The following is a 12200-nucleotide window of genomic DNA, read 5'->3' as shown; positions in this document are numbered from 1 at the left end:
CAAACGCCGCCTGATGTTTTTCGAAGGCCCCACGGCAACCGGGACGCCATGACCGACCAACGCAACCTCATCATCGCGATTGCCCTGTCGATCGCCATCCTGCTCGGCTTCCAGTATTTCTACGAGAAGCCCCGGGTGGAGCAGCAGAGGCAACTCGCCGCCCAGCAGGCCGCGCAGACGGAGCAGACGGTCAACGCGCCGGCGCCCGGCGTGCCCGGCGCTCAAGTCCCCGGCACGGCCGTCGAGGTCGCCAAGGACCGCGCCACGCTGGTGGCCGAGCAGGTCGCGGCGGGGTCGCGGGTGAAGATCGACACCCCGTCGCTGCACGGCTCGGTCAACCTCGTCGGCGGCCGCATCGACGACCTCACGCTGGCGACCTACCGCGAGACCCCGGACCCCAAGAGCCCGGAGATCGTGCTGCTCGCCCCGGCCGGCACGCCGCAGGCCTATTACGCCGAGTTCGGCTGGGTGCCGGAGGACCGCGCGGTCGCCACGCCCAACGACAAGACCGTCTGGAAGGCCGACGCCGCCGCCCTGACTCCGGCCAAGCCGCTGGTCCTGACCTGGGACAACGGCCAGGGTCTGGTGTTCGAGCGCAAGGTCGCGGTCGACAACGATTTCATGTTCACGGTGACGCAGACGGTGCGCAACACCGGCGGCGCGCCGGTGCGCCTGCTGCCCTACAGCCTCGTCTCGCGCAGCGGCACGCCGCACACCTCGGGCTACTACATCCTGCATGAGGGCCCGCTCGGCGTCTTCGACGGCAAGCTTTCGGAAGAGTCCTACGACAGCGTCCGCAAGGCCGGCACCATCGCCAAGGAGACCACCGGCGGCTGGATCGGCATCACCGACAAGTACTGGCTGGTCTCGCTGGTCCCCGACCAGAAGGAGAAGGTCACCGCCCGCTACGTCCACACCACGACGGGCAACACCGACCGCTACCAGACCGACACCATGGGCGCCGCCGTCGAGGTCGCGCCGGGCGCCGCCATCGAGCAGACCGCGCGCCTGTTCGCCGGCGCCAAGCAGGTGAAGCTGCTGGACGGCTACGCCGACTCGCTGGGCATCAAGAACTTCGACCTCGCGATCGATTTCGGCTGGTTCTACTTCCTGACCAAGCCGTTCTTCTACGCGCTGGACTTCTTCGCGCGGGTGATCGGCAACTTCGGTCTGGCCATCCTGATGCTGACCATCTGCGTCAAGGCCGTCTTCTTCCCGCTCGCCAACAAGTCCTACCAGGCGATGAGCAAGATGAAGGCGCTCCAGCCCAAGATGCAGGAGCTGCGGGAGAAGTTCGGCGACGATCAGGCCCGGATGAACCAGGAACTGATGGCCATGTACAAGCGCGAGAAGGTCTCGCCGGTGTCGGGCTGCCTGCCGATCCTGATCCAGATTCCGGTGTTCTTCGCGCTCTACAAGGTGCTGTTCGTGACCATCGAGATGCGGCACGCGCCCTTCTTCGGCTGGATCCACGACCTGTCCTCGCCCGATCCGACGACCATATTCAACCTGTTCGGCCTGATCCCCTGGGATCCGCCCGCCATGCTGCATCTCGGCGCCTGGCCGCTGATCATGGGCGTGACGATGTGGTTGCAGCAGAAGATGAACCCGGCCCCGCCGGACCCGGTGCAGCAGAAGGTCTTCCAGTTCCTGCCCATCATCTTCACCTTCATGCTCGCCGGCTTCCCGGCCGGCCTGGTGATCTACTGGGCCTGGAACAACCTGCTGTCGGTCGCCCAGCAATGGACGATCATGCGGCGCATGGGCGTGAAGGCCTGATCCGTTCCATCTTCGGATGACATGACCGCCGGCCGACGTTTCCCTTGACGGGCGTCGGCCGGCGTTGTGCTTTTTCAGCGTTCCTATTCAGAAGGGTTTCCGACCATGACCGCCCCGCCCAAGCCCAGCATCGTGTCCGGCTTCGACGAGGCCGCGTTGGAGGCCGGGCGGCTGCTGTTCGCCAAGGAGTGCGACTTCGTCTGGGGCGCCGACGCGCTGAACCAGCTTCCCGAGGCCGACCTGCCCGAGGTCGCCTTCGCCGGCCGCTCCAACGTCGGCAAGTCGAGCCTCGTGAACGCGCTGACCGGACGCAAGACGCTGGCCCGCACCTCCAACACGCCGGGCCGCACGCAGCAGCTCAACTTCTTCAACCTGGGCAACCGGCTGAAGCTGGTCGACATGCCGGGCTACGGCTACGCCAAGGAATCGAAGGAGAAGGTCGAGGCCTGGAACGACATGGTCCGCCGCTTCCTGCGCGGCCGCGTCACGCTGCGCCGCGCCCTGGTGCTGGTCGATTCGCGCCACGGGCTGAAGCCCAACGACGAGGAGATCATGGAGATGCTCGACAAGACCGCCGTGCCCTACGTCGTCGTGCTCACCAAGAGCGACAAGGTCAAGGCGAGCCATCTCGACGCCGTCCGCCGCGCCACCGAGGCGGGGCTGAAGAAGCACCCGGCGGCCTTCCCCGACATCCACGTCACCAGTTCGGAGCTGGGCCTCGGCATCGCCGAACTGCGCGCCAGCCTGGCGCAGCTCGCGGCGGCGTGAGGTCGTGAGCATCGTCCTGACCCCGGCGCTGCTCTTCCTCCTCCAGGCCCTGCTGCTGATCGCCGGGCCCTTTCTGCTCTGGCGGCTGGCCGGGGCGCGCCACATCGCGCCGATGGTGGTGATCCAGATCCTGTTCGGGATCGCGCTCGGCCCCTCGCTGTTCGGGCGTCTGGCGCCGGAGCTGTGGGGCACGCTGTTCGCCCCGTCCGCCCTGGCCTCGCTGTCCGGCCTGTCGCTGCTGGCGGTCGTCCTCTTCGCGTTCCTGACCGGGCTGCATCTCGACCCCGCCGAATTCCGCGGGCGCGGGCGGGCCTTCGCCGCCGTGTCGCTGTCGAGCATGGCGGTGCCGACCCTTCTGGGCGCCGGGTTGGGCTGGTGGCTGGCCACCGCCTTCCCCGGCATGGCGGGGCCGCGCGCCACCCCCGGCCTGTTCGCCGCCGGCTTCGGCATCTGCATCGGCGTCACCGCCCTGCCGGTGCTCGGCGCCATCCTGCGCGAGATGGGGCTTCTGGGCGACAGGGTGGGGCGGCTGGCGCTCGGCTACGCCGCGGTCAACGACGCGCTTCTTTGGCTGTTCGTCACCGCCGCGCTGGCCTGGGCCTCGGCGGACGGGGCCGGGGCCGTCGTCCGGGTGACGCTGCTCGGCGCCGCCTACATCGGCGTGACCGTGCTGGTCGCCCGCCCGCTGCTGGCCCGGCTGTTCGAGCGGGCGGCGCCGAACGGCGAGATCGGCGACACGGCGCTGGTCGTCACCTGCACGGCGCTGATCGCCTCGGCGGCGGTCACCGAGCTGATCGGGCTGCACTACATCCTGGGCGCCTTCGTCGCCGGCACCGCGATGCCCCGGCGTGTCGCCGCCGCGATCCTGGAGCGGCTGGATCCGTTCGCCAACCTGGTGCTGCTGCCCTTCTTCTTCACCCTGACCGGGCTGAAGGTGACGCTCGACCTCGCCGATCCGGCGCAATGGACGGTGTTCGGGCTGGCGAGCGTCGCCACGCTGGCCGGCAAGCTGGCGGGCACCGCCATCCCCGCCCGGCTGACCGCCGAGGGCTGGGTCGATTCGCTGCGGCTCGGCGCCCTGATGTCCTGCAAGGGGCTGATGGAGGTCATCGTCCTGACAATCCTCCTGGAGGCCGGGTTGCTGTCGCCCGCCTGCTTCTCGGCGATGGTGCTGATGGCGGTGGTGGTCACCGCGCTGACCCAGCCGTCGGTGCGGCTGGTCGAATGGCTGGGCCGGCGCGGCGAGGCCCGTCAGAACGGCTTGCGCATGTTCTGAACGGTCAGCGGGTCCTGGCTGGGCCGCGGCTTTTCGGCGGGGGCGGGCGTGTCGCGCGCCCTCAACCGCCGGTCCATCCGTAAGGTTCCGGATGCGGGACGGCCATGGAAACCCCGCCGTGGAAGCCCCGCAAAAGTCCCCTAGGCAACGGCGTCCGCTTTCCGTTAAAGAAGCGCCACAGTCCATCCCGACGAAGGGCACATCCCGTGCAGAACACGACCCGTGACGAGTGGCTCGCCAAGGCCCGCACCCTGTCCGAAGCGCTGCCCTACATGCGCCGCTACGCCGGAAGCACCTTCGTCATCAAGTACGGCGGCCACGCCATGGGTGACGCCAGCCTCGCCGCGCTGTTCGCCCAGGACATCGTGCTGATGAAGCAGGTCGGCATCAACCCGGTGGTCGTCCATGGCGGCGGCCCGCAGATCGGCCAGATGCTGGACCGGCTGAAGATCAAGTCGAGCTTCATCGACGGCCTGCGCGTCACCGACAAGGAGACGGTCGAGGTCGTCGAGATGGTGCTGGCCGGCTCGATCAACAAGCAGATCGTCGCCGCCATCAACAGCGCCGGCGGCCGCGCCGTCGGCCTGTCGGGCAAGGACAGCAACCTGATCACCGCCCGCCGGCTGGAGCGCGTGCAGCGCGACCCCGACAGCAACATCGAAAGCGTGCTGGACCTGGGCTTCGTCGGCGAGCCGCACAAGGTCAACCCGGAGATCCTGAACGCGCTGGCGAAGTCGGACATCATCCCGGTGATCGCGCCGGTCGGCTTCGACGAGAAGGGCGACACCTACAACATCAACGCCGACACGGCGGCGGGCGCCGTCGCCGCGGCGGTGAAGGCGACGCGCTTCTTCCTGCTGACCGACGTCGCCGGGGTGCTCGACAAGAACAAGACCCTCATCGAGAGGATGTCGCTGGAGACGGCGCAGGCGGCGATCGCCGACGGCACCGCGTCGGGCGGCATGATCCCGAAGATCGAGACCTGCATCGGCGCCGTCGAGCAGGGAGTCGACGCGGCGGTGATCCTCGACGGCCGGGTGCCGCACGCCCTGCTGCTGGAGATCTTCACCGAGGGCGGCGCCGGCACCCTGATCGGCCGGGCCTGACGCCCCATATAGCGGGGACGGCGTTCGACGGGAAAGGGAGACGGTCCGCCATGTCCGATCCGCGCAAGGAACTGCTCCGCCAGATCAGGGCCATCCGGGAAAAGATGGATCCCAAGCTGGTGGAGCGCGCCAAGCTGGCGGTGTTCGGCAAGGTCCCCTACGACAGCGACAGCGCCCGGCAGGCGGTCGGCCATTTCCTGGACGGCCGCGACGACGGCGGCGCCTTCCGCCGCAAGCTGGAACAGGCGCTGAAGGAGGAGGGCGGGGCGCTCGACCTCGAGGTGCCCAAGGCTGAGACGCCGGCCGTTCCGGCGAAGCCCCGGCGCGGCGGGCGGGTGACGTAGAGCCACCTCCGCCCCCGACCCCAACCTCCCCACAGCCGCCATGCCGGAAGGAGCCGCCCCGTGCTGCACGTCTTCGTCAACGACGGCGGCCTCCTGCGCTGGGCCAAGGAGGCCGACGGCGCCCCCGGTCCCGTGCCCCGCAACACGGTCTGGCTCGACCTGCTGAACCCGACCCCGGACGAGTTGGTCCGCGCCGAGGCGCTCATCGGCGCGCCTCTGCCGACCCGCGAGCAGATGGCCGAGATCGAGGAGTCGAGCCGCCTGCGCGTGGCGAACGGCATTCTGTCGATGACGGTCACCGCCCTGGTCTGGGCCGACACCGACGAGCCGCGCATCGCCGTCGTCACCTTCGTGCTGGCCGGTCGGCGGCTGGTCACCATCCACCACATCGACCCGCAGCCCTTCCTGGCCTTCCGCCGCCGCGCCAGCCACGCCGAGCTTCCCATCACCAAGGGCGAGGCGGTGCTGGCGGCGCTGGTCGAGGGCATGGTGGACCGCACCGCCGGCGTCCTGCGCCGCACCGGGATCGAGCTGGACGCCATCAACCGCCGCGCCTTCCGCGGGCGCAAGCTGCGCTCGCGCGGCGAGACGCTGGACGACACCCAGACGCTCAAGCGCATCGGCCACGCCGGCCACCTGATCGGCAAGGCCCGCGTCAGCCTCGCCAGCCTGACCCGCATGATGGACTTCCTGGGCCGCGACGAGGGCTGGAACGCCGGCAAGGCGACCCGGCGCTGGGCGCGCACCGCCCGCCAGGACGTCGCCGGGCTGGACGAGTACGCCGGCTTCCTGGCCGGCAAGGTGGCGCTGCTGCTCGACACCGCGCTCGGCCGCATCAACGTCGAGCAGAACGAGATCGTGAAGATCGTCTCGATCATCACCGTGCTGCTGTTCCCGCCGACCCTGGTCGCGAGCATCTGCGGCATGAACTTCACGGCGATGCCGGACATGGACGAACCGGCGGCCTACCCGTCGGCGCTGCTGCTGATGCTGCTGTCGGCGCTGCTGCCGATGATCTTCGTCCGGCTGCGCCGCTGGCTGTAGCGCCGCCGCCGGCAAGACCGGATCAGCGCACCCGGGCCATCAGCGCACCCGGGCCGACAGCACGATGCCGCCGCCGATCAGCGCCACGCTCAGCAGCACGCCCAGGTTCAGCGGCTCGTTGTAGAAGGCGGCGCTCAGCAGAAGCGCGGTGACCGGCACGAGGCAGACGATCTGCCCGGCCTGGCTGGCCGGCATGACCGACAGCGCCTTGCCCCACCACCAGTAGCAGAGTCCGGTGGCGATCAGGCAGTTGTAGGCGATGACCGCCAGCAGCGAGCCCGACCAGTGGACCGGATGGCCCGATTCGGTGAGCAGCGCCAGCGGCACCATGACGACCGCGCTGGCGGCGATCTGCCAGAAGGTCTGGGTCCAGAAGGGTGTCCGCCACACCCGGCGGCGGTAGAGCGTGGCGCCGAGCGCCCAGCTGACCGCGCAGCCGATCAGCAGGCCGTTGCCGATCAGCGCGTTGGGGTCGCTCCAGTTCACCAGCGCCGGGTTGAAGAAGACGACCACCCCGGCGAAGGTCAGCAGCGCCGCCGCGGCGCGGCGCCGGGTGATCCGCTCGCCCAGCAGCAGCAGGCCGAGCGGCAGCGCCCACATCTGCATGGTGTAGGCCAGCACCGAGGCGCGGCCCGGCGAGACGAACTGAAGCCCGATGTTGCTCAGCCCCATCATGCCGCCGACCTGCAACAGGCCGATGACCGCGATCATCAGCCGCTCGCCGCGCCGGGGCAGCAGGGGAAAGCGCAGGACCGGCGCCAGCGCCGCGACGCTGAGCGCGGTCCCGACCAGCCGCACGGCGCAGAAGGCGAGCGGGCCGATGTCCACCAGCGCCAGCTTCATCAGCGGCCAGTTGGCGCCCCAGAACAGGACGATGCCGGCAAGCTGCGCGTAGACCGTGGGATTCGGGCCGGCGCGGACCGCCTCCTGTCGGGAGACCGCGGAGCGTCCGCCCTTCACCGCTTCGTCCGTCATGACCGGTCGCTCTCCCCAGGTTGCGGAGCATGCTAATTCCGCAGGCTGACAATCAGCCCTGCTTTCCTTTGACGGCAGCCGTGCATCCGTGCATCATCCCGCGCATTCCAGGGGGGTCCCGACAGGGGGCTGAGATACCAACGGCCGGGCGCGTCAGCGCATCCGGCAGCGTGGTGACCCTTCGAACCTGATCCGGGTCATGCCGGCGAAGGGAGGGAACACGCGACCGGACCGTCCAAGGTCCCATCCGGCCGATTTGTCGGTCCGTCCGCGATCCATCGCCTCCGTCTTGTCCCGGGTTTGTCCGCCGCCCAACGCCAAGACGGAGAAACCCCGTGCCAAAAGACCTCGACACCCAGCCCCCCGAGCCCAAGGGCTTCGACCAGGGCGCCGTCCGCCTCTCGACCGGCCCCTTGCCCGCCTCGCGCAAGCGGTTCGTCGCCGGAAGCCGCTTTCCCGACCTGCGCGTCGCCCTGCGCGAGATCTGCCTGGGCGGCGGCGAGCCGCCGTTGACCGTCTACGACGCGTCCGGCCCCTACACCGACGAGGCGGCGTCCATCGACGTGCGCGACGGGCTGGCCAAGCTGCGCCGCGACTGGATCCTCGCCCGCCGGGACGTCGAGCCGGCCGAGGGCGGGCCCTTGCGCGGCAAGCCCGGCGTCGCGGTGACGCAGATGGCCTACGCCCGCGCCGGCCTCGTCACGCCGGAAATGGAGTACATCGCCATCCGCGAGAATCTCGGCCGCACGCAAGCGTCCGAAACGGCGCGCGACGGCGAGGATTTCGGCGCGTCGATCCCCGATCTGGTGACGCCGGAATTCGTGCGCGACGAGGTGGCGCGCGGCCGGGCCATCATCCCGTCCAACATCAACCACCCCGAATCGGAGCCGATGATCATCGGCCGCAACTTCCTCACCAAGATCAACGCCAACATCGGCAACTCGGCGGTGACCTCCTCGATCGAGGAGGAGGTGGAGAAGATGGTCTGGGCGATCCGCTGGGGCGCCGACACGGTGATGGATCTGTCCACCGGCGACGACATCCACCGCACCCGCGAATGGATCCTGCGCAACGCCCCGGTGCCCATCGGCACGGTGCCGATCTATCAGGCGCTGGAGAAGGTGCGCGGCAAGGCCGAGGATCTGACCTGGGAGCTGTTCCGCGACACGCTGATCGAGCAGGCGGAGCAGGGGGTGGACTATTTCACCATCCACGCCGGCCTGCGCCTCGCCCACATCCCGCTGACGGCGAAGCGGGTGACGGGAATCGTCTCGCGCGGCGGCTCGATCATCGCGAAATGGTGCCTGTCGCACCACCGCGAGAATTTCCTCCACGAGCGGTTCGCCGACATCGTCGAGATCTGCCGGACCTACGACGTGGCGCTGTCGCTGGGCGACGGCCTGCGGCCGGGCTGTCAGGCCGACGCCAACGACGCCGCCCAGTTCGCCGAGCTGGAGACGCTGGGCGAGCTGACGAAGATCGCCTGGGCGCGCGACGTCCAGGTGATGATCGAGGGGCCGGGCCATGTGCCGCTGCACAAGATCAAGCACAACGTCGACAAGCAGCTGGCGCTGTGCGGCGAGGCGCCCTTCTACACGCTGGGGCCGCTGGTGACGGACGTCGCGCCCGGCTACGACCACATCACCAGCGCCATCGGGGCGGCGATGATCGGCTGGTTCGGCACGGCGATGCTCTGCTACGTCACGCCGAAGGAGCATCTGGGCCTGCCCGACCGCGACGACGTGAAGGCCGGGGTGATCGCCTACAAGATCGCCGCCCACGCCGCCGATCTGGCGAAGGGCCACCCGGCGGCGCGCTTGCGCGACGACGCCATGTCGCGGGCGCGCTTCTCCTTCCGCTGGCGCGACCAGTTCGCGCTGGCGCTCGATCCCGACACGGCGATGGCCTACCACGACGAGACCCTGCCGGCGGAGGGGGCGAAGACCGCGCATTTCTGCTCGATGTGCGGGCCGAAATTCTGCTCGATGAAGATCACCCAGGAGATCCGCGACGCGGCGGAGTCGGGCATGACCGAGATGTCGGAGAGGTTCCGCGCCTCGGGCGGGGAGATCTACCAGCCGGCGGAGTGAGGGCGGCCGGCGGAACGAGGGGGACGGGGAGGGGGCCGGAGCCCCGTCGGCGGCCGCGCGGCGGCCGGCGGCGGCCCCTTCCCCGCGCAAAGCGGGGGCTCGGTGGAGCGGGGGCGGGCAAGGCCGTCCGCCGCGCGAGATTTGCCTCGCATCCGCCGCGCCCCGGCGGTAGAAGGTGTGTCCCGGTCCGCAGGATCCATAGGGTTGACGGCGCGACCGGATCGATTTTCCGGAGCGTCCCATGTCCAACGCCGAATTTCATCGCATCAAGCGCCTCCCGCCCTACGTGTTCGCCGAAGTGAACGCCATGAAGGCCCGAGCCCGAGCTAACGGCGCTGATATCATCGACCTCGGCATGGGCAACCCCGACCAGGCGACCCCGCAGCACATCGTCGACAAGCTGGTCGAGGCCGTGCGCGATCCCAAGACGCACCGCTACTCGAACTCGCGCGGCATCCCCGGCCTGCGCAAGGCGCACGCGGCCTACTACAAGCGCCGCTTCAACGTCGACATCGACCCCGAGACCGAGACCATCGTCACCATCGGGTCGAAGGAGGGGCTGGCCAACCTCGCCCAGGCGATCACCAGCCCGGGCGACATCATCCTGGTGCCGAACCCGAGCTACCCGATCCATCCCTTCGGCTTCATCCTGGCCGGCGCCTCGGTGCGCCACCTGCCGGTGGGCATGGAGAACGGCGCCTCGACCGACATCGACAGCTTCATGGTCATGCTGGAGCGCGCCGTGCGCCACAGCGTGCCCAAGCCGCTGGCGCTGGTCCTGAACTACCCGTCGAACCCGACGGCCGAGGTGGTCGGGCTCGACTTCTACCGGCCGATCGTCGAGTTCTGCCGCAAGCACGGCATCTACATCCTGTCCGACCTCGCCTACGCCGAGATCTTCTTCGACGGCAACCCGCCGCCGTCGATCCTGGAGATCCCCGAGGCCCGCGAGATCGCCGTCGAATTCACCTCGATGTCGAAGACCTATTCGATGGCCGGCTGGCGCATCGGCTTCGCGACCGGCAACAAGACGCTGATCACCGCGCTCGCCCGCATCAAGTCCTACCTCGACTACGGCGCCTTCACGCCGATCCAGGTCGCCGCGACGGCCGCGCTCAACGGTCCGCAGGACTGCGTGCAGCAGGTGCGCGACATGTACAAGCAGCGCCGCGACGTGATGATCGAGGGGCTGGCCGCCGCCGGCTGGGAGGTGCCGGTCCCGGCCGCCTCGATGTTCGCCTGGGCGCCGATCCCGCCGCAGTTCGCGCATCTGGGCTCGCTGGAATTCTCCAAGCTGCTGCTCCAGCAGGCCGAGGTCGCGGTCGCACCCGGCATCGGCTTCGGCGAGTACGGCGACGGCCATGTCCGTCTGGCGATGGTGGAGAACGTCCACCGCATCCGCCAGGCGACCCGCAACATCAAGGAGTTCTTCCGTTCCAACGCCGGTGGCGTGGCGGCGAGCAAGGACCCGGCGGCCCGCGCCGCCCTTCTGGAATCCGAGAAAGCGAAAGCCTGATGTCGAAAGCCGCTCCCCTCAAAATCGCGGTCGCCGGCCTGGGCACGGTCGGCGCCGGTGTCCTGAAGCTCCTGGAGACCCAGGCCGACCTGATCGAACAGCGCTGCGGCCGCCGCATCGAGGTGGTCGCGGTCAGCGCCCGCTCGAAGGGCAAGGACCGCGGCGTCGACCTGTCGGCGCTGCGCTGGTACGACGACCCGGTGGCGCTCGCCGCCGATCCCGAGGCCGAGCTGGTCGTCGAGCTGATCGGCGGCTCGGAAGGCCCGGCGCGCGACACCGTCGCCACCGCGCTGGAGACCGGCAAGCACGTCGTCACCGCCAACAAGGCGCTGCTCGCCGTCCACGGCACCGGGATCGCGCTGAAGGCCGAGGGCAAGGGCCTGACCGTCGCCTTCGAGGCGGCAGTCGCCGGCGGCATCCCCATCATCAAGGGGCTGCGCGAGGGGCTGGCCGCCAACCGGGTGACCGAGATCCACGGCATCCTCAACGGCACCTGCAACTACATCCTGACCGAGATGCGCACCACCGGCCGCGACTTCGCGGACGTGCTGGCCGACGCGCAGGCGCTGGGCTACGCCGAGGCCGACCCCAGCTTCGACATCGACGGGGTCGACGCCGCGCACAAGCTGGCGGTGCTGGCCTCGGTCGCCTTCGGCACGCCGGTCGATTTCGCCTCGGTCCACATCGAGGGCATCCGCCACGTCTCGGCGGTCGATTTCGACTACGCCGACCAGCTCGGCTTCCGCATCAAGCTGCTCGGCATCGCCCGGCGCACCGACAAGGGCGTCGAGCAGCGCGTCCACCCCTGCATGGTGCCGAAATCGGCGCCGATCGCCTCGGTCGACGGGGTGTTCAACGCCGTGGTGGCGCAGGCCGACTTCGCCGACCGCGTGCTGTTCGTCGGCCGTGGCGCCGGCGCCGGCCCGACGGCCTCGGCCGTCGTCGCCGACCTGATCGACATCGCGCGCGGCCGCTCCACCCCGACCTTCGGCGTTCCGGCCGAAGCGCTGGGTGCCGCCGCGCCGTCGCCGATGGAGGCCCGTCGGGGGTCGTACTACGTCCGCCTGATGGTGGTGGACCGCCCCGGTGTGATAGCGGATATCGCCGCGGCGATGCGCGACCAGAACGTCTCCATGGAGCAGTTCCTGCAACGCGGCCGCTCGCCGGGCGAAGCCGTCCCGGTGGTCCTGACCACCCACGACACCGACGAGGCGTCCATGCAGAAGGCTCTCGCCACCATCGCCGCGCAGGACAGCGTGGTCGAGCCGCCGCGCATGATCCGCATCGAACAGTTCTGATCAA

Annotated in this window: 10 protein-coding genes and 1 riboswitch; of the genes, 9 read left to right on the top strand and 1 reads right to left on the bottom strand. The window is 69.6% G+C overall.

Annotated features, from left to right (window positions below):
* Positions 1-48 precede the first annotated feature (48 nt).
* The 6 genes from yidC to J2847_RS23475 all read left to right on the top strand — a co-directional run bounded on the left by yidC (position 49) and on the right by J2847_RS23475 (position 6317).
* Positions 49-1779 carry a membrane protein insertase YidC gene (yidC, locus tag J2847_RS23500; protein WP_209781225.1) on the top strand — a complete coding sequence of 577 codons (1731 nt, stop codon included), beginning with the start codon at positions 49-51 and terminating at the stop codon, positions 1777-1779.
* Between the two features lie 105 nt (positions 1780-1884).
* The gene (yihA, locus tag J2847_RS23495; RefSeq protein ID WP_085555996.1) at positions 1885-2547 is read left to right on the top strand and encodes a ribosome biogenesis GTP-binding protein YihA/YsxC; all 663 of its coding nucleotides are present in this window, start codon (positions 1885-1887) and stop codon (positions 2545-2547) included.
* Positions 2548-2551: 4 nt separating this feature from the next.
* Positions 2552-3823, top strand: coding sequence for a cation:proton antiporter domain-containing protein (locus J2847_RS23490; protein ID WP_209781224.1), 1272 nt, complete (start codon positions 2552-2554; stop codon positions 3821-3823).
* 206 nt (positions 3824-4029) lie between these two features.
* Complete coding sequence (gene argB / locus J2847_RS23485) at positions 4030-4929, top strand: acetylglutamate kinase (protein WP_209781223.1); 900 nt, start codon at positions 4030-4032, stop codon at positions 4927-4929.
* 50 nt (positions 4930-4979) lie between these two features.
* A complete protein-coding gene (locus J2847_RS23480; protein WP_209781222.1) occupies positions 4980-5273 on the top strand; it encodes a hypothetical protein in 294 nt (97 codons plus the stop codon).
* A 60-nt stretch (positions 5274-5333) separates the two neighbouring features.
* A complete protein-coding gene (locus J2847_RS23475) occupies positions 5334-6317 on the top strand; it encodes a CorA family divalent cation transporter (RefSeq protein ID WP_209781221.1) in 984 nt (327 codons plus the stop codon).
* Between the two features lie 39 nt (positions 6318-6356).
* On the opposite strand, the gene J2847_RS23470 is transcribed toward J2847_RS23475, so the two are convergent.
* A complete protein-coding gene (locus J2847_RS23470) occupies positions 6357-7292 on the bottom strand; it encodes a DMT family transporter (protein ID WP_209781220.1) in 936 nt (311 codons plus the stop codon).
* A 99-nt stretch (positions 7293-7391) separates the two neighbouring features.
* A riboswitch (TPP riboswitch) is annotated at positions 7392-7523 on the top strand.
* 104 nt (positions 7524-7627) lie between these two features.
* On the opposite strand from J2847_RS23470, the gene thiC reads away from it, so the two are divergent.
* From thiC to J2847_RS23455, 3 genes are all read left to right on the top strand, one after another.
* A complete protein-coding gene (gene thiC / locus J2847_RS23465; RefSeq protein WP_411800646.1) occupies positions 7628-9382 on the top strand; it encodes a phosphomethylpyrimidine synthase ThiC in 1755 nt (584 codons plus the stop codon).
* A gap of 241 nt (positions 9383-9623) precedes the next feature.
* Positions 9624-10898 (top strand): LL-diaminopimelate aminotransferase, encoded by a 1275-nt coding sequence (locus tag J2847_RS23460; RefSeq protein WP_209781219.1) that lies wholly within the window; start codon positions 9624-9626, stop codon positions 10896-10898.
* Complete coding sequence (locus J2847_RS23455) at positions 10898-12196, top strand: homoserine dehydrogenase (protein ID WP_209781218.1); 1299 nt, start codon at positions 10898-10900, stop codon at positions 12194-12196. Before J2847_RS23460 ends, J2847_RS23455 begins: the two co-directional genes overlap by 1 nt.
* Positions 12197-12200: the final 4 nt, after the last annotated feature.

The sequence above is a fragment of the Azospirillum agricola genome (assembly GCF_017876095.1).
GTDB classification, from domain to species: domain Bacteria; phylum Pseudomonadota; class Alphaproteobacteria; order Azospirillales; family Azospirillaceae; genus Azospirillum; species Azospirillum agricola.
The sequence above is the reverse complement of the archived record's forward strand: the minus strand, read 5'-3'. Positions and strand labels throughout refer to the sequence as shown.

What these genes read in the sequence shown, in the direction of transcription:
- yidC (WP_209781225.1), top strand. Translation starts at nt 49, where the DNA reads ATGACCGACCAACGCAACCTCATCATCGCGATTGCCCTGTCGATCGCC.
- yihA (WP_085555996.1), top strand. Translation starts at nt 1,885, where the DNA reads ATGACCGCCCCGCCCAAGCCCAGCATCGTGTCCGGCTTCGACGAGGCC.
- J2847_RS23480 (WP_209781222.1), top strand. Translation starts at nt 4,980, where the DNA reads ATGTCCGATCCGCGCAAGGAACTGCTCCGCCAGATCAGGGCCATCCGG.
- J2847_RS23470 (WP_209781220.1), bottom strand. Translation starts at nt 7,292, where the DNA reads ATGACGGACGAAGCGGTGAAGGGCGGACGCTCCGCGGTCTCCCGACAG.
- J2847_RS23460 (WP_209781219.1), top strand. Translation starts at nt 9,624, where the DNA reads ATGTCCAACGCCGAATTTCATCGCATCAAGCGCCTCCCGCCCTACGTG.
- J2847_RS23455 (WP_209781218.1), top strand. Translation starts at nt 10,898, where the DNA reads ATGTCGAAAGCCGCTCCCCTCAAAATCGCGGTCGCCGGCCTGGGCACG.